Genomic DNA, 26476 nt, shown 5'->3' on the forward strand with positions numbered 1-26476 from the left:
GGACCCGCCGGTCGCGGGTCCGGCCGCCTGGACGACTACTGACGACTCCTGACGACTCCTAGAAGATGACGAGGGAGCGGCCGCCCCTGCCCGCGATCATGTTGTCGAAGGCCGCCGGGATGCCGTCCAGGGCGATCCGTTCGGTGACCATCATGGACAGGTCGAAGCGGCCCGCGCGGATGTGTCCGGCGAGGACGGGCAGGTCGCGCTCCGGGTCGCTGTTCCCGTACACGCAGCCCGTCAGCGACCGGCCCCAGTGGAAGATCTCCAGCGCGTTGAAGGTCACCTCCTGGTTCTTGCCGCCGATGCCGACGACCGTGGTGCGGCCGCCGCGGCGGGTGGAGTCCCAGGCCGCGCGGATGGTCGCCGGGCGGCCGACGCACTCCACCGCCACATCCGCCCCGTGGCCGCCGGTGAGGCCGCGGACCGCCTTCGCGGTCCGGTCGGAGGCGACGACGTAGTCAGTGGCCCCGGCCCGCCGGGCCAGGTCCTCCTTCTCCGGCGACACGTCGACGGCGATGATGGAGGACGCGCCGGCGATCCTGGCGGCCTGGAGCACGGCGAGACCGACCCCGCCGATCCCGAACACGACGACGCTCTCGCCCGCGCGCACCCGGGCGGAGTGGTGGACCGCCCCGTAGCCGGTGAGGACCGCGCAGCCCAGGAGGGCGGCGTCCGTGAGCGGGATGCCCGCCGGGGCGGGCAGCACGCAGTTGGCGGCGACGACGGTCTCCTGGGCGAACGCCGCCACGTTCAGGCCCGGGTGGAGTTCGGTGCCGTCGGCGGTGCGCGCGTGGATGTTGGCCGCGCCCTTCAGCGCGTCGGCGCAGAGCCAGACCTCGCCGAGCCCGCAGGAGTGGCAGGTGCCGCAGGAGGGCGCCCAGTTGAGGACGACGGGGTCGCCCGGGGCGAGGTGGGTGACGCCCTCGCCGACGGTGAGGACCGTGCCCGCGCCCTCGTGGCCGAGGACGGCGGGCACCGGGAGCTTCATCGTGCCGTTGGTGAGGGACAGGTCGGAGTGGCAGACCCCGGCGGCGGCGAGGCCGACCCGCACCTGGCCGGGGCCGGGCTCGGGGAGTTCGATGTCGGTGATCTCCAGCGGAGCTCCGACGGCGGGCAGTACAGCGGCGCGGACCACGAACGGGCTCCTCGGTGATCGGAGAGTGGGGCAGGGGTCGGAGAGAGCAGGGCGGGGATCGCGGAGAGGCCGCTCAGAACTGCAGGGACTTGGTCTGGAGGTACTCGGCGAGGCCGTGGGGGCCCAGCTCGCGGCCGACCCCGGACTGCTTGTACCCGCCGAACGGGGCCAGCGGGTTGAACCTGCCGCCGTTGATGTCGACCTGCCCGGTCTCCATCCGCCGGGCGAAGGCCACCGCCTCGGCGTCGTCGGCGCCCCAGACCGCTCCGGCGAGTCCGTACACGGTGTCGTTGGCGATACGGAGGGCGTCCTCGACGTCCTCGTACCTCAGGATGGAGAGGACCGGGCCGAAGATCTCCTCCTGGGCGATGGTCATGCCGGGGGTGACATCGGCGAACACCGTGGGAGCGACGTAGTAGCCCGTCGCGTGCGGTGCCTCGGGGCCGCCGGCGACGAGCCTGGCGCCCTCCTCGATGCCCTTCTCGATGTAGCCCCGCACCCGCGCCTGCTGCTTGGCGTTGACCAGGGGGCCGACCCGCTCACCGGGGACGTACTTGGCGACCGCTGCCGCCGCGAGGGCGACCGCCTCCTCGTACCGCTCTCCGTCCACGAGCATCCGGGTCCACGCGCTGCACGTCTGACCGGAGTTGGACATCACGTTGGCGACGCCCACCTTGACCGCCTTGGCGAGGTCGGCACCGGGCAGGATCACGTTGGCCGACTTGCCGCCGAGCTCCAGCGCCACCCGCTTGACCGCGGCGCCCGCCGTCGCGGCGATCAGCCGGCCGACGGCCGTGGACCCGGTGAACGACACCAGGTCGACGCCCTCGTGCTCGGCGAGCGCCTGGCCCGCGACCGGGCCGAGACCGGTGACCAGGTTGAAGACACCGGCGGGCAGCCCGGCCTCCTCGGTGGCCTCGGCGAAGAGCTGGGCGACGAGCGGGGTGTCCTCGGCGGGCTTGAGGACCACCGTGCAGCCCGCGGCGAGCGCCGGGGCCACCTTGGCCACGATCTGGTGGAGCGGGTAGTTCCACGGGGTGATCGCGCCGACGACCCCGACCGGTTCCAGCAGGACGGTGGAGTTGCCCAGCTTCTCCTCGAAGGCGTAGGTGGCGGCCAGCTCGGCGTACGAGCCCGCGACCAGGACCGGCACAGCCGCGTGCACCGCCTGCGAGAGTGCGAGCGGCGCGCCGAGCTCCGCGGTGACGGTCTCGGCGATCTCGTCCTTGCGGGCGGCCAGGACGTCGCGCAGGGCGGCGATCCGGGCGGCGCGCTCGGCCGGCGGGGTGGCGGCCCAGCCGGGGAACGCGGCGCGGGCGGCGCGTACCGCCGCGTCGACGTCCGCCGCCGTGCCCGCCGGAACGTGGCCGATGACCTGCTCGTCCGCCGGATTCACGACCGCGATCGTGTCCGGTCCATCGGCCGGGCGCCACTGGCCGTCGATGTACATCCCGTCATGGGCCTTCATGGGTTTCCTCCCGGGTTCGCGCCGCGTACCGCCGAAGTCGTCCGTCCTGCGGCCGCCGTCCGACTCCAAACTAGCGCCGTTAGTTTTTCTCCGCCAGGGACCCGCCGGAGACGCCCGTCACTCCGGGCGCCCGCGCGCCGCGGAGCCGCGCACGCCGTGGGCCGACAGGCCCGGTGATTCCCCGGGGACGGCCGCCTGGGTCGCCGGGGCACGGACGGAGCGGCAGGCGACGTGCGAGGTGCGGACCGAGCGGCGGAGCCGCTGGTACGGACGGCCGCCCCGGCCGGGACCCCGGCCCCCGCTCGGGAGCGGCTCCGGCCCGGGGGGTGGGCGGAGCCGCAGCCGGGGCACCTGGAGCGGGTGGCGGTCCGGGCGGCCGCGGAGAGGGGCCGGGCGGAACGCACCAGCGGACGCTTCTCGGGGACCCCGCCCGTGCGGTCCACCCGGCCGCCCCGGCCGCGTCGAGGCGCCCCCACGCCCCCGAGGCGGAGTACACCCGGACCGAGCGCGCTGGCGGCACGGCTCCCCCGACCGGTGGGGACGCCCGGGCCGGTCCGCGCCCGTACCCTCATGCCCGCCGTGCGGGGACCCCTGAGCCTGTCGGGCGAATGAAGGCAGGGCGGTCCAGGCCGCACGACCGCGCCGTAGCCCCGGCCCTAGACGTCCAGTCCCGGCACGTCCCGTGGCAGCGGGCAGATCCTTCTGCCGTGATGGTCGAAGACGTACAGGTGCGCCAGGTCGACCAGCAGCGGCACCTGCCCACCGCGCCGCAGCCGCATGTCGGGCCCGGTGCGGACCACGAGGTCGCCCGCCGTGAGCGGCGGCCGGTCGGGGCTGCGCGGTCCGCGCTGCCCCGGCCCCGGCTCCTCGAGGTCGATGACGGGCCCGCTGACCTGACCGGTCGCCCGCTCCCGTAGCCGTTCCAGCACCCCCGCCCCCGCGCCGCCGCCGCTACGACGGCGCCGCACGCCCGGCCGCGGCCGGGCCGACTCCAGGTCGGGTACGACGGCCGGCTGCGAGCCGGTGTTGAGGTGGACGAGAGCCTCGTGCCCCTGGAACTCCACGTGTTCGACGATGCCGCTGAGGGCGACCTCGCCGGGACGGGCCTGGCTGGGCGGCGCGATCCGCACGGCCTCGGAGCGCAGCCCCACGATGATGTCGCGGCCCTGCTGGATGCGGAGCAACTGGTGGTCGGTGCTGAGCGGTTCGGGCAGCGCGAGCCGCTGGCGCCCCAGGTCGATCGACATGCGCCCCTCCAGCGGGGCGTGCACGACGGCCTGGAGCAGGTTGATGCGCGGGGTGCCGATGAACGCGGCGACGAAGACGTTCTCCGGCAGCGCGTAGACCTCACGCGGTGAGCTCACCTGCTGGAGCACTCCGCCGCGCATCACGGCCACCCGGTCCCCCAGGGACATCGCCTCGGCCTGGTCGTGTGTCACGTACACCGTGGTGACGCCCAGTTCCTCCGTCAGCTGCGCGATCTCGGCCCGCAGATGGTTGCGCAGCTTCGCGTCGAGGTTGGAGAGCGGCTCGTCCATCAGGAAGGCGGACGGCCGGCGCGAGATGGCCCGCCCCATGGCGACGCGCTGGCGCTCGCCGCCGGAGAGCTGGGCCGGGTAGCGGTCGAGCACGCTGTCGATGCCCAGCATGCGGGCCGTCGACTCGATGCGCTCGCTGTGGTCCTGCCGGGGATTCTCCAGCCTCAGCGGGAAACCGATGTTGGCCCGGTTGGTCATGCTCGGGTAGAGCGCGAAATTCTGGAACACCATGGCCATGCCGCGTTCGCGCGGGGTCATGTGGTTGGCGGGTTCACCGTCGAGCAGCAGCTCGCCCTCGGTGATCTCCTCCAGGCCGGCGATCATGCGGAGCACGGTCGACTTGCCGCAGCCCGAAGGGCCCAGCAGCACCACGAACTCGCCGGGTTCGATGGAGAGCGAGAAGCGGTCGACGGCACGCGGGGCCCGTCCGTACGCCTTGCTGACGTGGTGCAGGGAGATGGCGCGAGTCATGAGGTGTCCGCCCGGCAATGTTAAGGGAACGCGCGGCAGGGAACGGCTGCGTGGCCTGAAGTTAGCCCACTGGACGGGGTGTGGGAATGACTCGCGCGAAGGTTGGGGAGAAGGAGATCCGGCGGGCGGCAAGTGTCAAGAGAGGTTCCGGTTCGTGGTGGTATCCGTGGTACGCCGCACGGACCCGGTGGACCCCTTTCCGGCCTGCCGGGCGCGGCCGGCGCGTACCCCGGGACCCGCCGCCCCCAGGAGCAGCGCTCCGAGCATCACGAACGGGGCTGCGGTGCCGGCGAAGCCCGCGACCAGTCCGGCGGACGCCGGAGCCGGGTGGCGGCTCCGGCCGGTTTCCGGTCAGCCGCAGGGCGAGCGCGGTGGAGCGGGCGCGCTCCGGGGCCGCCTGGACGACCGTGGTCATCGACAAGGGCTGTCCCACGCCCAGGCAGAAACCGAGTACGGCGAGCATCACGGCCAGCGCCCACACCGGGACGGGCAGGGCGATGCCCGCGCAGAGCAGTTCGGCCGGCAGGCAGGTGGTGGTGAGCAGGGCGGTGCGGCCGAGTAGCCGGAGCATCGGCCCCATCACCAGCCGGCAGGCGATCGTGGCGGCGGCCCGAAGGCTCCGGAGGCTGAGGAGCAGTCCGATGGTGGCGGGCGCGATGCGCCGAGCGCGAGGGCCTGGTAGGAGACTGCGGGCCGCGCCGTCGACATGCCGGACCCGGACGCGGCGTCCATCAGATGATGCCGAAGAGGATTCCGGCGCCGAGCACCACCAGGGAGGTGAGCGCGGCCCACTTGACGGTGAACCGGGTGTGGTCGCCGAACTCGACCTTCGCCATGCCGACGAGGACGTAGACGGCCGGGACGAGCGGGGACGACATGTGGAGCGCCTGGCCGACCAGCGAGGCGCGGGCGATCTCCAGCGGGGAGACGCCGTGGGCGGCACCCGCCTCGGCGAGGACGGGGACGACACCGAAGTAGAAGCCGTCGTTGGACATGAAGTACGTCAGCGGAAGGCTCAGCACCCCGGTGACGACGGCCATGTGCGGGCCCATGCCCTCGGGGATGGCGCCCACGAGCCAGTCGGCCATGTGCTCGACCATGCCGGTGCCGGTGAGGACGCCGGTGAAGACCGCGGCGGCGAAGACCATGCCGGAGACGTTGAGAACGTTGTCGGCGTGGGCGGCGATACGGGCCCGCTGGTCGGGCATGTGGGGGAAGTTGACCGTGAGGGCGAGCGCGGCGCCCAGCAGGAAGAGCACCGGGATCGGCATCAGTTCCATGATCATGGCGGTCAGCAGGGCGACGGTGAGGCCGGCGTTGAACCAGTACAGCCTGGGGCGCAGGGTGGCGCGGTGCGGGTCGAGGCCCTTGAACTCCTCCTCGTCCTCCTCGTCGGCGTCCGCGGGTGCGCCGGCGCCCGTGCCCGCGGCGCCCACCGTCGGCGTACCGGCCGGACCGGAGCCCTTGCGGAGACGGTCGCCGCCGCCCGCTCCGACCAGCACCGTCTCGGGCTCCGTCTCCGGCTTCGCCTCCCTGACGAGCACCTCGTCCAGGGAGAGCGTGCCGAGCCGCTTGCGCTCACGGCGCCCGAGCACGAAGGCCAGGATGAAGACGGCCAGCAGTCCGGCGGCGAGCGCCGGGATCATCGGCACGAAGATGTCGCCCGCGTCCAGCTTGAGGGCGGTCGCGGCGCGGGCGGTGGGCCCGCCCCAGGGAAGGGTGTTCATGACACCGTTCGCGGTGGCCGCCACACCGGTCATCACGACCAGGCTCATCTTGAGGCGCTTGTAGAGCGGGTACATCGCCGAGACGGTGATCATGAACGTGGTGGAGCCGTCACCGTCCAGCGAGACGATCGCGGCCAGGACCGCCGTACCGACGACGATCCGCAGCGGGTCAGCCTTGCAGAACCGCAGGATGCCCCGCACGATCGGGTCGAAGAGGCCGACGTCGATCATCACACCGAAGTAGACGATGGCGAACATGAGCATCGCGGCGGTCGGCGCGAGATTGCCGACCCCTTCGATGACGTAGTCGCCGAGCTTCGCCCCCTGCCCGACGGCGACGCAGAACAGTGCGGGGATCAGGACCAGCGCCGCGATCGGCGACATCTTCTTCGTCATGATCAGGACCAGGAAGGTCGCGATCATGGCGAATCCGAGGATTGTCAGCATGGGGGTACCTCACGTTCACCTTTGAACTCCCACCGGAGCCGGCGGTCCGGATGACGTTAGGGCTCACGTCACGGCGTCCACAAGGTGTCGACGTGCGAGCAATACGAGCAAAACCCCAGGTCAGCGAGTTGGTGTCAGGAGGCGGGCGTCACGGACACCGGTACGGCGTTGAGCACGGCGGTGCCGGACAGCGGATCGAGGAGCGTGCCGTCGAGGAGCTGGTTCACATTGACGCCGGGGACGGCCGAGGCGACGGACATCCGGGTGCCGGGCCTGCTGTGCCCCCAGCCGTGCGGCAGGCTCACGACCCCCGCCCGTACCGCGTCGGTGATCTCCACCGGAGCCTCGACCTCACCTCCGGCGGCCCTGATCCGGGCGGTGGCGCCGTCCAGGAGCCCGATCCGGGCCGCGTCTTCGGGGTGGACCTGGAGCGTGCAGACGTTCGATCCGCCTCTCAGGGCGGCGACATTGTGCATCCAGCTGTTGTTGGAGCGCAGATGGCGGCGGCCGACCAGGACGAGTCCGGCGGGCTCCCGGTGCATCGCCCGCAGGAGCCGAGGCAGATCGGCGGCGACCGGCGCGGGAAACAGCTCGATCCGTCCGCTGCGGGTCTTCAGGAGTTGCGGGACGCGCGGCTCCAGCGGGCCGAGGTCGATGCCGTGCGGGTGGTCGAGGAGCCGGTCCAGGGTGAGGTCGTACGGGCCCAGGCGCAGCATGAGGTCGAGGCGCCGCTCGGGCCCGGTGGTGCCGGACAGCTCGCCGGCGAGTTCCTCGGGCGCTCCGGCCGCGGCGAGCGCGGCGCCGATGGCCAGGTCGTCGACGGTGTGGGCGGGAGCGCCGTGCATCCCTCCGACGGCGAGCACGAGCCGGGCCAGGATCTCGCTCTCGTCCATCCTGTCCGGCTCCAGGGGCACGGCGGGGCGGGTGTAGCGCACCTGGTTGCGCACGGCGAAGGAGTTGAACGCGAAGTCGAAGTGGGCGCTCTGCGAGGGCGGGGGCGGGGGCAGGACGACATCGGCGTGGCGCGAGGTCTCGTTGAGGTACGGGTCGACGCTGACCATGAAGTCGAGCCCCTCCGCGAGGGCACGGTCGAGGCGGTCGCCGTCGGGGGCGGAGAGCACCGGGTTGGCGGCGAGTACGAGCAGTGCGCGGATGCGGCCGTCGCCCGGGGTCTCGATCTCCTCGGAGAGCGCGGCGAGGGGGAATTCGCCCTTGGCCTCGGGGTGGCCCGAGACCCGGCTCGCCCAGCGTCCGAGGGCGAAGCCCTTGCCGGGGGCGGCGGGGCGGGGCGCCCGTGCGGTCGCGGAGAGGGGGAAGAGGGCGCCGCCGGGGCGGTCGAGGTTGCCGGTGAGGATGTTGAGGACGTCAATGAGCCAGCTGGCGAGGGTGCCGTGCTCGACGGTGCAGCTGCCGATGCGCCCGTACACGGCGGCGGTGGGGGCGGCGGCCAGCTCCCGGGCGAGCGTGCGGATGGTGGCGGCGTCGACGTCGCAGGCCGTGGTGACCGCTTCCGGTGTGAACTCCTTGAGGGCTTCGGTGAGTTCGCCGAGACCTTCGAGGTGGTCGGTGAGCGCTCCCGGGTCGGCGAGCTTCTCCTCGACGAGGACGTGCGCGACCGCGGCGAGGAGCAGCGCGTCCGCGCCGGGCCGGATCGCGAGGTGGCGGTCGGCCAGCCGCGCGGTCCGGGTGCGGCGCGGGTCGATGACGGTGAGGGTGCCGCCGCGCCGCCGCAGCGCCTTGAGCCGGCCGGGGAAGTCGGGGGCGGTGCAGAGGCTGCCGTTGGATTCGAGCGGGTTGGCGCCGATGAGCAGCAGATGGCCGGTGCGGTCGAGGTCGGGCACGGCGATGGCGTGGGCATCGCCGAAGAGCAGTCCGGAGGCGACGTGTTTGGGCATCTGGTCGAGGGTGCTCGCGGAGAAGACGTTGGGGGTGCGGAGCGTCCTGAGCAGGAGGGGCGGGTAGAGCGCGCCGGCCATCGTGTGGACGTTGGGGTTGCCGAGGACGACTCCGGTGCTCCGGGGCCCGTACTCCTCGATCAGTGCCGGGACGCGGGCGGCGATCGTGTCGAACGCCTCTTCCCAGCTCGCCTCCCGGAGCACCCCGTCCCTGCGGACCAGCGGGGTGCGCAGCCGGTCGGGGTCGGCGTCCAGCCCGCCGAAAGCGGCCCCCTTGGGGCAGATGAACCCCTGGCTGAAGACATCGTCCCGGTCACCCCTGGCGCCGGTGACCGACGTCCCCTCGATGGTGAGGGTGAGTCCGCAGGTGGCCTCGCAGAGGGGGCAGATACGCAGGGCGGTACGGGAGTCGGCGGACATGGGTCCTCCCCGGTGAGGGACGGCGGCACACGGACAGGGGTGAGCATACCGACCGGTACGGATGGTGGGGAGGTCTTGGCGGCACCGATCCTGGGGACCTCTCCCTGGAGCACCGGCCCGCCTGGTCCGGCGCCCTTCGGCCGAGGACGCGGGCCAGGTGGAACCACCAGGGCCGGGCCGCCCGCCGGCTCGACGCGGAAGGCCGGCCGGAACAGGACCCCTGCGCGCGGCGAATGCCGTTGACGCGCACTGTTCCTATTCCTACGGTTGACCATAGGATTCCTGGTCCAAGGGGTCCAGGGGATTCCGATCGCACCGGGAGCGCATCATGAGCGGCATCGAGCAGGCGAGGAAGACGGCGGAGGGACTCGCGTACTCCACGGGTTTCGGCAATGAGCACAGCTCCGAGGCGGTCCCGGGCGCGCTGCCGATCGGCCGCAACACACCGCAGCGCGCGCCGCTGGGGCTGTACGCCGAGCAGCTGAGCGGCAGCGCCTTCACCGAACCGCGTGCCCACAACCGGCGGTCCTGGCTCTACCGCATCCGCCCGTCGGCCGCCCACCCGCCGTTCGTCCGCACCGACAACGGAGCGGTCCGCTCCGCCCCCTTCACCGAGACGGTCCCCGACCCCAACCGGCTGCGCTGGGACCCTCTTCCCGACCCGGCGCCCGGCACCGACTTCCTGGCCGGGCTGTGGACCCTGGGAGGCAACGGCGACGCCACCCAGCGCACCGGCATGGCCGTGCACCTCTACCACGCCGACTCCTCCATGGAGCGCGTGTTCAGCGACTCAGACGGCGAGCTGCTGATCGTCCCGGAGCGCGGCGCCCTGCTGGTCCGCACCGAGCTGGGCATGCTCCGCGCCGCACCCGGCGAGGTGGCGCTGATCCCCCGGGGTGTCCGCTTCCGCGTCGAACTCCTCGACGCCACCGCCCGCGGCTACGTCTGCGAGAACTACGGCCGGCCGTTCGTGCTGCCCGACCTCGGCCCGATCGGCGCCAACGGCCTCGCCAACGCCCGGGACTTCAGAGCCCCCGTCGCCGCGTACGAGGACGACGGGGACGCGGGACGCCCGGTCGAGGTGGTCAACAAGTTCTGCGGGAACCTCTGGTCGGCGACGTACGACCACTCGCCGCTCGACGTCGTCGCCTGGCACGGCAACCACGTGCCGTACGTCTACGACCTGCGCCGGTTCAACGTGATCGGCTCCATCAGCTACGACCATCCCGACCCCTCGGTCTTCACGGTGCTGACCTCACCGTCCGACACCCCCGGTCTCGCGGGTGTCGACTTCGTCGTCTTCGCGCCGCGCTGGCTGGTCGGCGAGGACACCTTCCGCCCGCCGTACTTCCACCGCAACGTGATGAGCGAGTACATGGGCCTGATCGAGGGCGCGTACGACGCCAAGTCGGCGGGTAAGGGCGGGTTCGTGGCGGGCGGAGGCTCACTGCACAACATGATGTCCGCGCACGGCCCCGACCGGGAGACCTTCGACCGGGCGAGCGCGGCGGAGCTGAAACCGCAGAAGATCGACGACGGTCTGGCCTTCATGTTCGAGACGCGCTGGCCGGTCACGGCCACCGGCCAGGCGGCGGGCGCCGGACATCTCCAGCGCGGTTACGACGACGTGTGGGAGGGTCTGAGCCGCAACTTCCGGCCGTAGGAGAGCCCTCCCGGACCGGCCACCGCGCAGCACAGAGACTCCAGGTGAAACCGGATGAATCAGGTGAACGAGGTGAATCACACCTCCGCCTTTGCTCCCGACTCACTGGTCCTGAACCGGAAACTCCCCCTGTGGTACCAGGTCTCGCAGTCCTTGCGGGCGTCGATACTGGGCCGCCCGCAGGACGCCTCCCTGCGGCTGCCCACCGAGGAACAGCTCGCCGGGCACTACGGCGTCAGTGTCCTCACCATGCGCCAGGCCCTCAAGGAGCTGGAGGCCGAGGGCCTGATCAGCAGGCACCGGCGGCGCGGCACCTTCATCGAGCCGCGGGCCCGGCGCGTCTCACCGGTCCGGCTGCTGGGATCGATCGACGCGATCGTCGCCCAGCAGTCGGGCGAGCGGACGACCGTTCTCGGGCACGGGCCGGCCGCCGTGCCGGGGGACCTCGCCGAGTACTTCCCGGGCTGCGCCGAGGTGGTGAACTACCGGCGGCTGCGCTGCGACGGGGAGACGGGCGAGCCGACGAACTGGGCGGAGAACGCCCTGCGCCCCGAGACCGCCGAAGGACTCGACGTGGCCGACCTCGAACGCTGGCCGATGACCAAGGTGCTCCGCGACTCCCTGGGCGTACGGATCTCCCGGATCACGGACACCGTCGAGGCGCGGCTGGCCGACCCGGTCACCGCCGACCTGCTCCAGGTGCCCCTGCTGAGCCCGATCCTCCACTACACGGGGGTGACGTACGACGAGAGCGGCCGGGTGGTCGACGTGGCCCGCATCCGTTACCGGGGCGACCGCTTCTCGTTCTCCGTGACGGTCGAAGCGCACTGACCCGGCGCCCGGTGCGCCGTTACGATGCCGGGTGCGCGTGACGGACGCGGGGCGGCGGACCTGGTGGCGGGGAGGACGACACGGTGGCAGCGCGGGTGGCGGCCGGAACCGGCGGGGACGAGGACGCGGCCCTGCTCGACGAGCTGATGCCGTGGTCGGTACGGCCGCCGCGGACCGGACGGCCCTGGGTGAGCGCCCCCGACCAGGCCACGCTGCGGGCCCGTTGGGATCTGCTGGTCCGGGCACGGGGCGCCGAGCAGGACCGGCTGTTCCGGCCGAGCCGTCTGCGTACGCCACGGACGGCGGTCGCCGCGCTGCCGGGGCAGACCACCGCCACGGGCAGGTTCGCCCGTGAGCCGGGGCCGTACCCGCGGCCGGTCCGGGTCCAGTACGGCCCGTTCGACGAGCAGTGGCTGATCCCCGACCACCGGCTCATCGACGCCGCCCGCCCCGAGCTGTGGCGGGTGGCGGACGAGCACCAGCTCTTCGCCTTCGAGCACGGCTCCACCGCCCACGGCGCCGGGCCCGCGCTGTCCGTGACGCCGCTGCTGCCCCTCGGCCACTCCCCCGCGGGCCGCTCCGGGCGGGTCCGTCCGCTGCACCGGCGGCCCGGCGGCCGGGAACCCAACCTCGCGCCCGGCCTGCTCGGCCTGCTGAGCGCGCGGTACGGGGAGTGCGACGGGCACGGGGTCTGCGCGCGGGACGTCCTCGCGTGGTCGCTCGCCGTCGCCCGCCCCTCGCCCGCCGGGTGCCGCGTACCGCTGCCCGCCGACGGGGCCCTCTGGGCGGCCGGGGTGGAGCTCGGCCGGGAGCTCCTGCGGCTCCAGGCGCGCGGTGCGCGGGGCGGGGAGCGTCCCCGGCTGCCGGGCGGGCGCCGCCCCTATGTGCGCGCCGCCCTACCACCGCGCCCCGCCACGCTGGAGTACGAACCGGAGTCGGAGGTCCTGAGCATCGGCGAAGGGCGCGTTTCCCCCGTCCCCGCCGGGGCCTGGGAGTTCCCCGTGGACGGTGTACGGATGCTGGAGCTCTGGTTCGAGCGCCGCACGGCGCCGGCCGGGGACGACGGCCTGGAGGCACTGCGCCCGCGCGGCTGGCCGCAGGAGCGCACCTCGGAGCTGCTCGAACTGATCACCGTGCTCGCGCTCCTGGACGGCCTGCGCCCCCGGCAGGAGGCGTTGCGCGACAGGCTCGCACAGGCCCCCACGCTTCCCCGGAGCGCGCTGCGGGCGGCCGGGATCCTGCCGGTCCCGACGGGCGCCCGCCGCCCCGCCTCCGTACTCGACCACCAGGAGGAGGGGCCGGAGGGGCAGTTCGCGCTGCTGTGACCCCGCCCGGGCCGCTATCGCTCGAACGAGTCCAGTACGCGGCCCAGCGCCCGGTCGAAGACGCCCTCCAGATCGATCGGCCCGGAGTCCTCCGCGAATCCGGCCGCCAGGCGGGGGTACTTCCCGGTCATGATCTGGCTGATCAGATAGTTGGTGCGGGCCGCGTGCTCCTGCTCCTCGGTCCAGGGCAGCGAGCGGCTGCGTTCGGCCGTGGCGATCTCGTTGGCCGTATAGGTGGTGACCACGCCGTTGACCATGGCGATGAGTTCCATCTTTTCGCCGAACCGGGCATCGAGCCCGTCCAGGATGCTCAGCGTGTACTCCATGTAGGCCAGCACGTTCGGGCTGAACCCGTAGACCGGTGACATCAGCCTCGGTACCCAGGTGTGGCGGTGCATCATCGCGCGGGCCTGGTGCGCGAGCGCCATCATGTCGGCGCGCCAGTCGCCGGACGGCTTGTCCGGCAGGTCGTATCCGCCACTGACCGCGTCGAGCATCAGCTCGTACAGGTCCTCCTTGCGCGGCACGTAGTTGTAGAGCGACATCGTGCCGCAGCCCAGTTCCGCGGCCACCTTGCGCATCGACACCGCGTCCAGGCCCTCGGCGTCGGCGATGCGCACGGCGGCTGCCGCGATGTCCGCGCGGCTGAACGCGGGCTTGGGCCCGCGGCCCGCACGCTCGGGGCGCGCCCAGATCACTTCGGGTACAGGGGGTCGCCCCGCCATCGGTCATCACCTCACTCACCATCGTAGTTACGTACACCGTACGTAGTGCGCTACGGTAGGCCCATGACAACTACGTACGCTGTACTTAGTGAGGGTCTGGAGAAGCACTACGGGGACGTCCACGCCCTGCGCGGGCTCGACCTGGCCGTCGCCGAGGGCGCCGTCTGCGGCGTGCTGGGGCCTAACGGCGCGGGAAAGAGCACCGCCGTCCGGCTGCTCACCACGCTGACGAGCCCGGACGCCGGCAGCGCGCGGGTCGCCGGCCACGACGTGGTCCGCGAGGCCGCCGCGGTGCGCGCGGCGATCGGAGTCACCGGGCAGAGCACCTCGATCGACGGCGAGCTCTCCGGCCGGCAGAATCTCCGGCTCTTCGCGCGGCTGCTCCGCTTCCGGGGCCCGGCGGGCCGCACCCGCGCCGACGAGCTCCTCGAACGCTTCGGGCTGACCGAGGCGGCCGACCGCCCCGCCCGCACCTACTCGGGCGGCATGCGTCGCCGCCTCGACCTCGCCGCCGGCCTCCTCACCCGCCCGCAGGTGCTCTTCCTCGACGAGCCGACGACCGGACTCGACCCGCACAGCCGCAACCAGATCTGGGAGGCGGTACGCGAACTGGCGGGCCGCGGCACCACGGTCCTGCTGACCACGCAGTACCTGGAGGAGGCCGACCAACTCGCCGACGACATCGTGCTGATCGACCGGGGCCGGGCCGCCCACCGGGGCACCCCGGCCGAACTCAAGTCCCTCATCGGCGGTTACGCGGAGGTCGTCGTCGCACACGAGTCGGCGCTGCGGGCCGCGGCGGCCGTGCTCGACCGGCTGACCGGCGCCGAACCGACGCTCGACCACGAACACCGCACCATCGGCGTCGTCGCGTCGGATCCCACCCTCACCCTGCCGCGCATCGTCCGCGAACTGGACGCGGCGGGCGTCCCGGTGATCGACGCGAGCCTGCGCCCGCCAACCCTCGACGAGGCATTCCTCCGCCTGACCGGCCGCGGCGACGTCCGCGCACCGAAGGAGCCGGCAGCATGAGCGCCACGACCCTGGTCCACGAGCAGAACCCGGCGCCCGTCACGGGCTCCCTGGCCGCCGACGGTCCGGCCATGGTGGGCCGCCATCTGCAGAAGATCAAAGCCGCGCCCGGCGTACTGGTCCTGACCCAGACCATGCCGATCACGATGTTGCTGTTCTTCGGCTACGTGTTCGGCAGCGCACTGGCCGTCCCGGGGCAGGAGTACCGCTCCTTCCTGGTGCCCGGCCTCCTGGCGGCGACAGCGGCCAACGGCCTCATGACCGGAATGTTCCAGGCGGCGCAGGACTGCGACCGCGGGGTGATGGACCGCTTCCGTACGCTGCCGATGAGCCGGGCCGCCGTACCACTCGGCTCCACCGTCGCCGAGGTGCTGACCACAGCTGTCGGCATGATCCCGCTGATGCTCGTCGGGCTCGCGGCGGGCTGGCGGATCGAGGGCGGCCCGGGTGCCGCACTCGGGGCGTACGGGCTGCTGCTGCTCTTCCGCTTCGCCACGTCCTGGGCCGGCTACTGGCTTGGCCTGCTGATCCGCAACGAGGAGGCCGCGGGACAGCTGGGCAGTGCCACCTTCATCCTGCCGCTGCTCTCCAGCGCGTACATCCCGACGGACAACATGCCGGGCTGGCTGCGCACCGTCGCCGAGTGGAATCCGATCAGCGCCCTGGCCTCGGCCACCCGCGACCTGTTCGGCAACGCGGCCCCGGCCGCGGGCGCCGCGTGGCCGGTCGCGCACCCGGTGGCGGGAACGCTGGCCTGGTCGGCCGTCCTGCTCGCCGTGTTCGTCCCGCTGACCGTGCGCCGGTACGCACGCGGCACGGACTGAACCACGAACGCCCGCGGCGGGGGCGGACGGGATGACAGAAGTGCCGCGTACAGGATAGGTACGGTGCTCATGAGCACCCAGCCACTCCCCCTGGACGGCATCACCGTGGTCGCGGTCGAGCAGGCCGTCGCCGCACCCTTCGCCACCCGGCAGCTGGCCGACCTCGGCGCCAGGGTCGTCAAGATCGAGCGCCCGGACGGCGGCGACTTCGCCCGCGGCTACGACACCGCGGCCCGGGGGCTCGCGTCCCACTTCGTCTGGTGCAACCGCGGCAAGGAGTCGGTGGCCGTCGACCTCAAGGACCCGCGCGGCCTCGCCGTGGTGCGCCGGCTCATCGCGGACGCCGACGTGTTCGTACAGAACCTCGCGCAGGGAGCCGGCGCCCGGCTCGGCCTGGACGCCGCCACGCTCTGCGCCGGACACCCGCGCCTGGTGGCCGTCGACATCTCCGGTTACGGAGCCGGGGGGCCGTACGCCCACAAGCGGGCCTACGACATGCTCGTCCAGTGCGAGGCGGGCTTGGTATCGGTCACCGGCACCCCCGGGCAGCCGGTGAAGGCGGGCATCCCCGCGGCCGACATCGCGGCGGCGATGTACGCCTTCTCGGGCGTGCTCGCCGCTCTGCTGCGACGGGCCACGACCGGGCGGGGCGGGCCCGTGGAGGTGTCCATGCTGGACGCGCTGACCGAGTGGATGGGCCACCCCCTGCACCACGGGATGCACGGCGGTGAGCCCCCGGCACGCACCGGGCTCGCCCACTCCGTCATCGCGCCCTACGACGCCTACGCCACGGTGGACGGCGAGGACGTGCTGCTCTCCGTACAGAACGACCGGGAGTGGCGCCGGCTGGCGGAACAGGTCCTGGGGCGGCCCGAGCTCGCCGACGATCCGGACTTCGCCACCAACGCGGCGAGGACCGCGAACCGGGAGCGGACCGACGCCGTGGTCGCGCGTGCGCTGGGGGCACTGACCGGGAGGGACGCGCTCGCGGCGCTGGACGCGGCGGGGATCGCCTGCGCCCGGCTCAACACCGTGGCCGACGTGGCGGCACATCCGCAGCTGGCCGCCCGGGACCGGTGGCGGGAAGTGGAGTCACCGGTCGGGGCGTTGCGCGCGCTGCTGCCGCCCATCACGCTGCCGGGCGGGTCGGAGGCGCGGATGGGCGCCGTACCGGCGCTGGGAGAACATACCGACGCAACCCTGCGGGCCCTGGGGATGACGGGCGAGGAGACTGCAGCGCTGCGCCGGGACGGGGTGATCGCCTGAGCCGCCCCGGGCGGCGGGGCCGGATCAGTGGTGACATGCCGTCGAGTCAGCGGCGGCTGCCGAAGAGCGAGCGGCGCAGTCGCCGCAGCGGGGCGAAGAGCGAGACTCGCGCGCTCCTGCTCCGGCGGGTGTGCGCGGCGTCGCGCGAGGTCAGTTCACGCATCAGCAGCGTCGCTTCCGCCGACTCGCGCTGCGGGACGGCGGGACCGCCGAGCACTGCGAGGTGGCGGTCGAGGCGCGAACTTGTCGCACTGCTCCCACACGTGATGGCAGGCACACGCGGCCTGCTGCGCACCGTTATCTGTTCCATGTCACTCCCCACCCGTACGAGGGCACCCGGCCCGGGCAGGGTAACCCTATCGCCCCTGGACGGCACTCGTGTATCCCGGTCGCGATCGCCCACACCCGTGAGGAGGTTGACGACTGGTTACCGAATCCTACCGATTCCAGGGTGAGTTGGACAGGCCCCCCTGGGCGGGGCCTCCTGCCCGGCCGCGAGGGGCCGGGCGGGAGGCGGTGCGGCGGGGCGGTGGCGCTCAGGCGGACGCGCTCATGACGGGGAGGTAGCCGCCCGACTGCCCGGCGGCGGTGGGGTGATAGGAGTCACCGATGTTCAGCCAGTTCACGCTGTGCAGCCAGGCGCTGCCGGAGCAGATCTCGTGACCCGTGAAGGTCGGCCGGACGTCGCCGAAGGTGAAACCGTGGTCGGCGGCGCGTTTGGCGGTCGCCGCGTTGAGGTGGTCGGCGGCGCTGTTGATGGCGGCGCGCTCGTTCTCGGTGAGCCCGGCGATGCAGTTGCCGCCGAGCTGATAGAAGCGGGGGTAGCCGAGGACGACGACCCGGGCGGCCGGGGCCTTGGCGCTGATCGCCCCGTACACGGAGTCGAGTCTGGCGGGCAGGGTCGAGTCGACGTAGGCGCGGGCGGTGGCGACCCGGCTGAGGCAGGTGGCCTCGGACTGGAGCGCGCAGGTGGTCATGACGTCGGCGAAGCCGGCGTCGTTCCCGCCGATGGAGACCGAGACCAGGTCGGTCGAGGAGTTGAGCGGTCCGAGCTGCCCGGCCGTCACGTCGTTCGTGCGGGCTCCGGAGCAGGCGGTGAAGGCGAACGAGGCGGGCGAGTTGGCGGCGGCCCAGAGCGAGGGGTAGGCGCGGGTGCTGCGCTTGCAGTCGCCGCTGGAGCTGATGTACCCGCCGGCACCGACTCCGGAGGAGTAGGAGTCGCCGAGCGCGACGTAGTCGACGGCCGCGGATTCCGCGGCCTGAGCGGCACCTCCGCCGGTCAGGGCGAGGACGGCACCGAAGAGGAGAGAGGACGAGAACGTCACGAGTCCGGACAATTTCATGAAAGCCTCCTGGAGCAGGGTTTCTGCCTACTCCGTGGTAGCAGCAGCTCCGCCCTTGTGGAAGTGTTCATGCCAAGAACGTCGTACGCCGGTTCCGTGAACTCCTGCTGATCCGGCGTCACCCCCGCGCGCCGGGACGGAACCGGCTGACGAAAGCGGGTGCGGCGGGCGGCCGCGTGCCGGATCATGGGCGCCATGTCTGCCAACCCCGAGTCCTCGCTGCCGATCCGGCTGAATCTCGACGACGGCGATTCACCGGCCGATGTCGTCGACGCGCTGTTCCTCGGCCGCTTCGCGACGGGCGAGCAGCCGTACGCGCACACCTCATCACTCGACCGGCTGAAGAAGGCGGCGACCTTGTTGCCCCCGGCCGCGAGGGTGTTGCGGGCCGCCCGTGCCGACGACCGCAGTGCCACGCTCGCCGAGGGCGAGGGATGGACGCTGCTGGTCTCCCGGTGGAACCGGGGGGCCGATGTCACCGTCACCGCGACCAGCCCCGAACTGGCCGAAAAGATCCTGGCGCAGGCGACGGACGGCGCCCAGGACACCCCCGAACCGCAGCCCGAGAACGTGACCATGGGCTTCTGGTACGCGTCCCCGCACCGCGGTCCGCACCGCACCACCCGGCAGATCTCCGCCGGTACGTGGGAGGACGTCCGCCGCAACTACACGGCGCCGGTGGCCGAGGCGATGGACCCGCTGATGAAGGTGACCCCGGACGGCATCGCGGGCCGGCTCCTCCTGCTGCACGGCCCGCCGGGCACCGGCAAGACCTCCGCGCTGCGTACGCTCGCGCGGTCGTGGCGCGACTGGTGCCAGGTCGACTGCGTACTCGATCCGGAACAGCTCTTCAACGACGTCGGCTATCTGATGTCCATCGCGATCGGGGAGGACGACGGGACGTCCAGGGAGCGGTGGCGGCTGCTGCTGCTCGAGGACTGCGACGAGCTGATCCGCGGCGAGGCCAAGCACACGGCGGGCCAGGCCCTCTCCCGGCTGCTGAACCTGACGGACGGGCTGCTCGGCCAGGGCCGCAACGTGCTGGTCGGGGTGACGACCAACGAGGACCTGGAGCGGCTCCACCCCGCGGTCGTCAGGCCCGGCCGCTGTCTGGCCCGGATCGAGGTGGGCGCGCTGACCCGGGAGGAGTCGGCCGGCTGGCTGGGCACGGAGGAGGGCCTCGGCCGCGAGGGCGCGACCCTCGCCGAGCTGTACGCCCTGCGGCGCGGCAACGGTCCGGCGTCGGTACCGAAGCAGGACGTGGGCGCCGACTCGGGGCTGTATCTCTGACGGTCCGCGCCGGGGCCGGAGACCTCGGTGCCGTCACGGCCTCCGGATCGTCGCCGCCTCGGTCCCGTCAGGGCCCTGGTGCCGTCACCGCCCGTACGCCGCCCGCACCGCGTCCTGCACGGACGACAGGGCCTGCGCCTGCGAGAGCCCCAGCCGCCGCGCGTGTTCCGCGTACTCCTGCGCGGCTGCCGCCGCCCTGCGGTCGGCCGCGTCCCCGGCGGACGCGACGAACGTGCCGTTGCGGCCCCGGGTCTCGATCACCCCGTCCGCCTCCAGCGCCCGGTACGCCTTGGCGACGGTGTTGGCGGCGAGGCCCAGCTCCTCGGCGAGGGCGCGTACGGTCGGCAGTCTGAAGCCGACCGGCAGCGCGCCGGAGCGGGCCTGTCCGGAGATCTGCGAGCGCAGTTGCTCGTACGGGGCGGTGGCGGTGTCCGGGTCGAGATCGATCTTCAGGGTCACCGCACGATTGTCCCCCACGGCCGCCCTCCACGGCCGCCCCTCCCGCCGGAGACCGGAAATCCAGAAACCCGGAAACCCGAGAATCCGAAAATCCGGAGGCGCCAGGTGACGGCCTCCGCGTACCCTCCCGCGCATGACTGTGATCGTCCGGGACATCCGGCCCGCCGACCTGGAAGCGTGGGTGGCGGTGCGGCGTGCCGCGCTGCCGTACATGGTGACCACCGCCGAACAGGTCGCCTACGAGCTGGCCTGCGCCCATCCCGCCAAGCGGTACCGCCAACTGGTCGCCGAGGAGGACGGCGAGATCATCGCCACGGCGCAGGTCGGCTTCTCCTACGACAGCCCGGAGCCGGGCCAGGGCTTCTGCAATCCGTACACCCGGCCCGACCGGCTGGGGCGCGGGGCGGGTTCGCTGCTGCTGAGCACCGCCGAGGGATATCTCGCCGAGGCCGGCGCGCTCGCGGTCCACACCTGGGTGCTCGACGAGCCCGCCAACCGTGAGTTCGCCCGCAGGCGCGGTTACGTGGCGAGCCGGCCGGCGCACTTCCTCCGCCTCGACCTGGCGAACGGAACCCTGCCGGAGCGCCAGGAGGTGCCGGCGGGCGTGGAGTTGCGCACGGCGGCCGATTTCGCCGACGACCCGCGACCGCTGTTCGAGGCCGACGCCGAGACGACGGCGGACGAGCCGAGCGACACCCCCAGCGAGTTGACGGACTACGAGGACTGGCTGAACCACACCTGGCGCCATCCCGGCCTGGACCGGGAGCTCACCTCGGTCGCCGTGGTGGACGGCGTGGTGGCGGCGTTCAGCGCGGCCACCACGGACGGTCTGACCCGCTACTCCACGAGCATGACCGGCACCCGGCGCGCCTACCGGGGCCGGGGTCTCGCGAAGCTCGTGAAGAACGACTCCCTGCACCGGGCCAGGGCCGCCGGGTACACGGACGCCTTCACCGGCAACGACGCGGGCAACGGGCCCATGCTCGCCGTCAACGACTGGTTCGGCTACGAGATCTGCGCCACCGAGGTACGCCATGTCCGCACCTTCGGCTGAACCGGCCGCGCTGACCGTCGCCCTGACGAAGGCGGGCCGGACCAAGATCCGCTACCCGGCGGAGCTGGTCCGTGACGACGGCAGCCGGGTGACCGTGCGGGCTCCCTGGGCCGCGCCGGGAGTCCGCGACTTCGGCTTCGTCCGGTTCGAGCCGGGCGACGTCCTCACCGAGCACTACTGGCGCGACCGCTGGTTCGCGGTGAAGGAGGTCCGCACCGGCGCGGGCGAGCTGAAGGGCTGGTACTGCGACGTGACCCGCCCGGCGGTGCTGCGCGACGGTGTACTCCTGGTCGAGGACCTGGACCTCGACCTGTGGGTGTCGGCGGACGGTTCCTCGGTACTGCGCCTGGACGAGGACGAGTTCGAGGCGAGCGGCCTCGCGGACCGGGACCCGCAGGCGGCCCGGTCCGCGGTCCGCGCCCTGGACGACCTGGAACACCTCGCCCGCACGGAGGGCCTGACGGGACTGCTGGCCTAGCAGGCTTCGGGGCCCGCGCTCGGCGCCAGCACCACCGCGCGCCCGGGGACCTTCGGGCTGTACGCGACCGGGTCGCCGTCCTCGTGCCAGTGGATGAGGAAGCGCTCGCCCGCCCGGTAGGCGTCGAGCCCCGCGCGGCAGTACGCGACCATGTCGTCCGGGAGGGCGTCCAGGGCGGACCAGACGAGCTCGGAGCACTTGTCGGGTTCGGCGTTGCGCGGCGGGCGGGACGGGTCGTACTCCGCCTCGAAGAACCAGCCGACGCGCGGGGCGCCGCCGGGACCCCGGTGCTGCATGACCAGGGCCACCCGCAGCTCCTCCGGGCCGAGGGCGACACCGATCTCCTCGGCCGTCTCCCGGATCATCGCCGCGCGGACGTCCTCACCGCCCTCCACATGGCCGGACGGCGCGTGGAGCAGACCGTCCGCGTACCCCGTGCCGGCGCGGCGTGCGAGCAGGATCTCGGGGCCCCGGCGCAGGACGAGGTGGACGTCGACGACCTCGCTGTGCCGGTGCGGCGGCCGGGTGTGGGCGAGCACGGCGTACCGCTCGTCGTCCACCTCCCTTCCCCAGAGGGCCGGTTCGCCGGAGAGCGGTTCGTGGTGCACGCGTTCGGTGAGCGGCGCGAGCAGCCGGGTCAGGCGCTCGGCCGGGATGCCCGCACCGCCCCACACACCCTCGACCAGCACCAGCCGGCCGCCCGGTCTCAGCAGACCGGTCCAGTGGCGCAGGGCGGCTTCCGGGTCGGGCAGCAGCCACACCACGTGCCGGGCGAGGACCACGTCGAACGCACGGCCCGCCACCGGGGGCCGGGCCGCGTCCCCCACCAGCACCTCGGCGCCGGTCCCGGCGAGTTTGGCCCCCGCCAGGTCCGCCATGCGCGGGGAGGCGTCCACGGCGGTGACGCGGTGCCCCAGCCCGGCGGCGAGCAGCGAGAGGCTTCCGGTGCCGCACCCCAGGTCCAGGACGTCCGAGCCGGTGGCGGGCAGCCAGCTCTCCATCCTGCGCTTCCAGGCTTCCCGGACCGCGGGGTCGAGCAGCCCGTGATCGGGGTCCTCGTCGAAGGAGCCGGCGGCGGCGTCCCAGTCGATCGTCGTCATGCCCTGAGGGTGACAGCCGCCACTGACAACGCCGCCCCTGACCACGGGGCAGTCCGTGAGCCGCTCGCGGTGGCGGCAGCGGGCGGCCCGCTCCCGCGGCCCCGTCTACCTCCGGGCCGCCATGCGCCGTGTCACCTGCTTCCTCACCAGGGGCCAGGCCAGGATCAGCAGGACCACCCCGTACACCGTCACGGAGAACGGCGTGTCGACCAGCCCCGAGGCGCTGCCGTCGCTGATCTGCAGCGCGCGCCGCAGCTGCTGTTCGGCGGCCGGGCCCAGGATGACTCCGATCACGGCGGGCAGCACCGGCAGTCCGTATCTGCGCATGCCGAGTCCGATCAGGCCGATGACCAGCAGGATCACCAGGTCGGCCGCTTCCCCGCCGACCGCGTACGCGCCGACGGCGGCGAAGAACAGGATGCCGGCGTAGAGGTAGGGGCGCGGGATGCGCAGCAGCTTGGCCCACAGGGGTGCGAGGGGCAGGTTGAGGGCGAGGAGCAGGACCATGCCGACGAAGAGGGAGGCGATGAGGCCCCAGACCAGCTCCGGTTCACGCTCGAAGAGGAGAGGGCCCGGCTGGATGCCGTACTGCTGGAACGCGGCCAGCATCACCGCGGCGACGGCCGTGGTGGGCAGCCCGAGGGTGAGCATGGAGACGAGGGTGCCGGCCGCGGAGGCGGAGGCGGCGGATTCCGGTCCTGCGACGCCCTCGATGGCGCCCTTGCCGAATTCCTCGCGGTGCTTGGAGAGCCGTTTCTCCGTGACGTACGAGAGGAAGGTGGGGATCTCCGCGCCGCCCGCCGGGATCGCGCCGAACGGGAAGCCGATGACGGGGCCGCGCAGCCAGGACTTCCAGGTGCGCCGCAGATCGTCCCGGCCGAGCCAGGGGCGGCCGACCGGGATCGGCTCTCCGGTGGAGCGGCGCAGGTGCGCGGCGACCCAGAGGGCTTCCCCGATGGCGAAGAGGCCGACCGCGACGATCACCACGTCAACGCCGTCGGCCAGTTGGAGTGAGCCGAAGGTGAGCCGCTGCTGGCCGGTCATCTGGTCGAGGCCGACCAGGCCGATGGTGAGGCCGATGAGCAGGGAGGCGAGTCCGCGGATACGGGAGGACCCGAGGACGGAGGTGACGGCGATGAAGGCCAGCACCATGATCGCGAAGTAGTCGGGGGCGCCGATATCCACGGCGAGTGAGGCGACGGTCGGGGCCAGGACGACCAGCAGGACCGTGCCGATCATGCCGCCCGCGAAGTGGCCGATCGCGGCGGCGGCGAGCGCCTGCGGTCCGCGCCCCGCCTTCGCCATCGGGTGCCCTTCCATCGCGGCGACGACGGCCGCGCTCTCTCCTGGGGTGTTGAGGAGGATGGAGGTGGTGGAGCCGCCGAACATCGCTCCGTAGTAGATCCCGGCGAACATGATGAAGGCGCCGGTCGGTTCGAGTCCGTACGTCACCGGCAGCAGGAGTGCCACGGCCATGGCCGGACCGATGCCCGGGAGCACGCCGATCGCCGTGCCGAGCAGGACGCCGAGGGCGGCCCAGAGCAGGTTGACGGGTGTGAGCGCCGTACCGAAGCCGTCGATGAGGGAGTTGAGGGAATCCATCGGTCAGACCACCCCCATCAGCGGGCCGCCCGGCAGGGGGACTCCGAGCAGGCTGTCGAAGACGAAGTAGGTGACGAGGGAGAGTCCGGCCGCGATGAGCGGGTCACGGTCGTAGTGGCGGCTGCCCAGTGCCCAGGCGGAGCCCCAGAAGAGCAGGGCGCCGGAGACGGGGAAGCCGAACGGACCGATGAGGACGGCGTTGGCGAGGAAGACTCCGGCGAGCAGGAGCACCGTGCGCCAGTCGGCGGGCTCGGCGAGGTCGATGTCCTCGCCGCCCTCCGCCTCTCCGCGTCCGCCGCGCAGGACGTCGGCTGCGAGGAGTACGGCGATGACCAGCAGTCCGCCGCCGACGACGAGGGGGACGGTCCGGGGTCCGACGGGGCCGCGCTGGGTGAGGTCGACGCTCATGGTGAGGGCGTCGGTGAGGACGAGGACGCCGAGGACCAGGAGGAGGACCGAGACGCCGAGTTCGGAGTGGTCGCGCAGCCAGTGCGCGCGCTTGGGGCCGGGCGTCGGTCCGGCGGTACCGGTGGTCACAGTCCCAGCTCCTTGAGGACGGTGGCGACCCGCTGGTCCTGGGCGTCCAGGAACTCGCCGAAGGCGTCGCCGGTGAGGAAGGCGTCGTCCCAGCCGTTCTTCTCCATCGAGTCCTTCCACTGCGGTGAGTCGTGCAGCTTCCGGATCAGGGCGATGAGTTTGTCCCGTTCGGCGCCGGAGAGGCCGGGCGGGGCGACGATGCCGCGCCAGTTGGTGAAGTCGGTGTCCAGCCCCGACTCGCGGAGGGTGGGCGCGTCGAGGCCGGGGACCCGCTCCGGGCCGGTGACGGCGAGCAGGCGCAGCTCGCCCGCCTCGATCTGGTCGAGGTACTCGCCGACGCCTGAGACGCCGAAGGCGACCTTGCTGCCGAGGATCGAGGCGAGTAGTTCGCCGCCGCCGTCGAAGGGGATGTAGTTGACGTCCCTCGGGGCGATTCCGGCGGCCTTCGCCATCAGCATCGGCGCGAGGTGGTCGGGACCGCCGGGCGATGAGCCGCCGCCGACGGGGAGTCCGGCGGGGTCCGCCTTCCACGCCTCGACCAGCTGGCCGATGGTCTCGTGCGGGGAGTCCTTGGCGACGACGACGATGTCCTGCTCCTCGGTGAGCCGGGCGATCGGGGTGGTGTCGCCGAGCCCTCTGGGCGAGTTGTTGGTGTGGACCGCGCCGACCACGCCCAGCCCCATCGACATGGCGAGCTTGCCGTTGCCGTGTTCCCCGACGAGCCGGGCCAGGCCGACGGTGCCGCCGGCACCCGGGAGGTTGAAGACCTCGACGTTGTGGGTGAGTCCGGCGTCCTCGGCGTTCTTCGCGGCGGTGCGCGCGGTGATGTCGTATCCGCCGCCGGGGTGTTGGGGACCATGAGGCGCAGTCCGGGGATCTGGGTCCCGGTGCCGGAGCCGCTGCCCGTGGAGAGCAGCGGTGGTGCCACGAGCACCAGGAGCGCCGCCCCGGCCAGGGCGAGGGGGGTGCGCAGTCGCACGGGTTCCGCCTTTCGCTGTGAGGTGGCCCACATGTTGCCTGCGCGTGGACGAGCTGTCGCCGTTCCGGAATCAACGGACGTTGTGGTCGTTGTGGTCGCGACCTACCGTGTCGGCGTGACGAAAGTGCTGGTGGTGGACGACGACTTCATGGTCGCGAAGCTGCACTGCCGCTATGTGTCCGTGATGGACGGGTTCACGGTGGTCGGGGCGGCCCACAGCGGGGCCGAGGCGCTGCGCGCGGCACGGGAGCTGCGTCCCGATCTGGTCCTGCTCGACATCTATCTGCCCGACATGGACGGCATCAGTGTGCTGCGCGAGCTCCGTGCGGCGGAGGACCCGGCCACGGGCGGGCACGGTGTGGACGCGCTGTTCATCACGGCGGCCCGCGACGCGGGGGTGGTGCGGGCCGCGCTGCGGGCCGGTGCGCTGCACTACCTGATCAAGCCGTTCCATCCCTCCGCGCTCCAGGAGCAGGTACGGCACGTGGCCTCGCTGCGCAACCGGCTCGACGCCCTCGACGAGGCGCACCAGGAGGCCCGCCAGGAGGACGTGGACCGGATCTTCGGCGCCCGCCCGCCGGGCTCGCGGGAACTGCCCAAGGGGCTGGCGGCGCACACCGCCGATCTGGTGGAGCGGGTGCTGCGGCAGCATCCGGAGGGGCTGTCCGCGTCGCAGTGCGCGCAGGCGGGTGCGCTGTCGCGGGTCAGCGCCCGGCGCTATCTGGAGTACTTCGCGGAGACGGGCCGGGCCGAGGTGACGCTGCGGTACGGGGGGACGGGGCGTCCTGAGCGGCGTTACCGCGCTGTCCTCAGCCGCTTCTGAGAGTGACTCCCCACGTCCGCCGTGGGAACGGCCTGGTGGCG

21 protein-coding genes and 3 pseudogenes are annotated in these 26476 nt (G+C 72.7%); 10 read left to right on the forward strand and 14 right to left on the reverse strand.

The window, feature by feature from the left end:
• Positions 1-58: 58 nt before the first annotated feature.
• From Sfulv_RS04920 to Sfulv_RS04945, 6 genes and pseudogenes are all read right to left on the reverse strand, one after another.
• Positions 59-1138, reverse strand: a complete 1080-nt coding sequence (locus tag Sfulv_RS04920) for a Zn-dependent alcohol dehydrogenase (protein ID WP_173311874.1) — start codon at positions 1136-1138, stop codon at positions 59-61.
• Positions 1139-1211: 73 nt separating this feature from the next.
• Complete coding sequence (locus Sfulv_RS04925) at positions 1212-2606, reverse strand: aldehyde dehydrogenase family protein (protein ID WP_173311877.1); 1395 nt, start codon at positions 2604-2606, stop codon at positions 1212-1214.
• Positions 2607-3262: 656 nt separating this feature from the next.
• Positions 3263-4615: an ABC transporter ATP-binding protein gene (locus Sfulv_RS04930; RefSeq protein ID WP_173311880.1), complete on the reverse strand. Its 1353-nt coding sequence runs from the start codon at positions 4613-4615 to the stop codon at positions 3263-3265.
• A gap of 135 nt (positions 4616-4750) precedes the next feature.
• Positions 4751-5279, reverse strand: a pseudogene (locus tag Sfulv_RS04935) (MFS transporter); the annotation flags it as partial.
• A 67-nt stretch (positions 5280-5346) separates the two neighbouring features.
• Positions 5347-6789: a CitMHS family transporter gene (locus tag Sfulv_RS04940; protein ID WP_173311882.1), complete on the reverse strand. Its 1443-nt coding sequence runs from the start codon at positions 6787-6789 to the stop codon at positions 5347-5349.
• Between the two features lie 134 nt (positions 6790-6923).
• Positions 6924-9104 carry a molybdopterin oxidoreductase family protein gene (locus Sfulv_RS04945; RefSeq protein WP_173311885.1) on the reverse strand — a complete coding sequence of 727 codons (2181 nt, stop codon included), beginning with the start codon at positions 9102-9104 and terminating at the stop codon, positions 6924-6926.
• A gap of 328 nt (positions 9105-9432) precedes the next feature.
• Between Sfulv_RS04945 and hmgA the strand changes: the two genes are divergently transcribed.
• The 3 genes from hmgA to Sfulv_RS04960 all read left to right on the forward strand — a co-directional run bounded on the left by hmgA (position 9433) and on the right by Sfulv_RS04960 (position 12923).
• A complete protein-coding gene (hmgA, locus tag Sfulv_RS04950) occupies positions 9433-10767 on the forward strand; it encodes a homogentisate 1,2-dioxygenase (protein ID WP_173311888.1) in 1335 nt (444 codons plus the stop codon).
• A 54-nt stretch (positions 10768-10821) separates the two neighbouring features.
• A complete protein-coding gene (locus tag Sfulv_RS04955; protein WP_173311891.1) occupies positions 10822-11598 on the forward strand; it encodes a GntR family transcriptional regulator in 777 nt (258 codons plus the stop codon).
• An 83-nt stretch (positions 11599-11681) separates the two neighbouring features.
• Positions 11682-12923, forward strand: a complete 1242-nt coding sequence (locus Sfulv_RS04960; RefSeq protein ID WP_256668813.1) for a type ISP restriction/modification enzyme — start codon at positions 11682-11684, stop codon at positions 12921-12923.
• A 14-nt stretch (positions 12924-12937) separates the two neighbouring features.
• Here the strand turns inward: Sfulv_RS04960 and Sfulv_RS04965 are convergent, their stop codons facing one another.
• Positions 12938-13648, reverse strand: a complete 711-nt coding sequence (locus tag Sfulv_RS04965) for a TetR/AcrR family transcriptional regulator C-terminal domain-containing protein (RefSeq protein WP_173311894.1) — start codon at positions 13646-13648, stop codon at positions 12938-12940.
• Between the two features lie 63 nt (positions 13649-13711).
• On the opposite strand from Sfulv_RS04965, the gene Sfulv_RS04970 reads away from it, so the two are divergent.
• The 3 genes from Sfulv_RS04970 to Sfulv_RS04980 all read left to right on the forward strand — a co-directional run bounded on the left by Sfulv_RS04970 (position 13712) and on the right by Sfulv_RS04980 (position 16770).
• Positions 13712-14680 carry an ATP-binding cassette domain-containing protein gene (locus Sfulv_RS04970; protein WP_173311897.1) on the forward strand — a complete coding sequence of 323 codons (969 nt, stop codon included), beginning with the start codon at positions 13712-13714 and terminating at the stop codon, positions 14678-14680.
• On the forward strand, positions 14677-15504 hold the full coding sequence (locus tag Sfulv_RS04975) for an ABC transporter permease (protein WP_173311900.1): 828 nt from the start codon (positions 14677-14679) through the stop codon (positions 15502-15504). Before Sfulv_RS04970 ends, Sfulv_RS04975 begins: the two co-directional genes overlap by 4 nt.
• Positions 15505-15573: 69 nt before the next feature.
• Positions 15574-16770 carry a CaiB/BaiF CoA transferase family protein gene (locus Sfulv_RS04980; RefSeq protein ID WP_173311903.1) on the forward strand — a complete coding sequence of 399 codons (1197 nt, stop codon included), beginning with the start codon at positions 15574-15576 and terminating at the stop codon, positions 16768-16770.
• Positions 16771-16816: 46 nt separating this feature from the next.
• Here the strand turns inward: Sfulv_RS04980 and Sfulv_RS04985 are convergent, their stop codons facing one another.
• Positions 16817-17080, reverse strand: a complete 264-nt coding sequence (locus Sfulv_RS04985) for a hypothetical protein (protein WP_173311906.1) — start codon at positions 17078-17080, stop codon at positions 16817-16819.
• A gap of 226 nt (positions 17081-17306) precedes the next feature.
• Positions 17307-18113, reverse strand: coding sequence for an SGNH/GDSL hydrolase family protein (locus Sfulv_RS04990; protein ID WP_173311909.1), 807 nt, complete (start codon positions 18111-18113; stop codon positions 17307-17309).
• 195 nt (positions 18114-18308) lie between these two features.
• Here Sfulv_RS04990 and Sfulv_RS04995 point away from each other — a divergent pair, with 195 nt between their 5' ends.
• Positions 18309-19403 (forward strand): DUF5925 domain-containing protein, encoded by a 1095-nt coding sequence (locus tag Sfulv_RS04995; protein WP_173311912.1) that lies wholly within the window; start codon positions 18309-18311, stop codon positions 19401-19403.
• An 84-nt stretch (positions 19404-19487) separates the two neighbouring features.
• Here Sfulv_RS04995 and Sfulv_RS05000 read toward each other — a convergent pair whose 3' ends face one another.
• The gene (locus Sfulv_RS05000; protein WP_173311915.1) at positions 19488-19862 is read right to left on the reverse strand and encodes a GntR family transcriptional regulator; all 375 of its coding nucleotides are present in this window, start codon (positions 19860-19862) and stop codon (positions 19488-19490) included.
• Positions 19863-19995: 133 nt separating this feature from the next.
• Between Sfulv_RS05000 and Sfulv_RS05005 the strand changes: the two genes are divergently transcribed.
• Together Sfulv_RS05005 and Sfulv_RS05010 are read left to right on the forward strand one after the other, a co-directional pair.
• Positions 19996-20916, forward strand: coding sequence for a GNAT family N-acetyltransferase (locus Sfulv_RS05005; protein ID WP_173311918.1), 921 nt, complete (start codon positions 19996-19998; stop codon positions 20914-20916).
• Positions 20897-21394, forward strand: coding sequence for a ribonuclease FAU-1 family protein (locus Sfulv_RS05010; protein WP_173311921.1), 498 nt, complete (start codon positions 20897-20899; stop codon positions 21392-21394). The genes Sfulv_RS05005 and Sfulv_RS05010 overlap by 20 nt, the downstream gene beginning before the upstream one ends.
• Positions 21395-21408: 14 nt before the next feature.
• Here Sfulv_RS05010 and Sfulv_RS05015 read toward each other — a convergent pair.
• The 4 genes and pseudogenes from Sfulv_RS05015 to Sfulv_RS05030 all read right to left on the reverse strand — a co-directional run.
• Positions 21409-22494, reverse strand: a pseudogene (locus tag Sfulv_RS05015) (methyltransferase domain-containing protein); the annotation flags it as partial.
• Positions 22495-22599: 105 nt separating this feature from the next.
• Positions 22600-24096: a tripartite tricarboxylate transporter permease gene (locus Sfulv_RS05020; protein ID WP_173311929.1), complete on the reverse strand. Its 1497-nt coding sequence runs from the start codon at positions 24094-24096 to the stop codon at positions 22600-22602.
• 3 nt (positions 24097-24099) lie between these two features.
• Positions 24100-24633 carry a tripartite tricarboxylate transporter TctB family protein gene (locus Sfulv_RS05025; protein WP_173311932.1) on the reverse strand — a complete coding sequence of 178 codons (534 nt, stop codon included), beginning with the start codon at positions 24631-24633 and terminating at the stop codon, positions 24100-24102.
• Positions 24630-25612 (reverse strand): annotated as a pseudogene (locus Sfulv_RS05030) (Bug family tripartite tricarboxylate transporter substrate binding protein). The gene Sfulv_RS05025 and the pseudogene Sfulv_RS05030 overlap by 4 nt, the downstream one beginning before the upstream one ends.
• Positions 25613-25727: 115 nt before the next feature.
• On the opposite strand from Sfulv_RS05030, the gene Sfulv_RS05035 reads away from it, so the two are divergent.
• On the forward strand, positions 25728-26435 hold the full coding sequence (locus tag Sfulv_RS05035) for a response regulator (RefSeq protein ID WP_173311935.1): 708 nt from the start codon (positions 25728-25730) through the stop codon (positions 26433-26435).
• Positions 26436-26476: the final 41 nt, after the last annotated feature.

Origin of the sequence: Streptomyces fulvorobeus (assembly GCF_013167895.1) — a bacterium.
Lineage (GTDB): Bacteria > Actinomycetota > Actinomycetes > Streptomycetales > Streptomycetaceae > Streptomyces > Streptomyces fulvorobeus.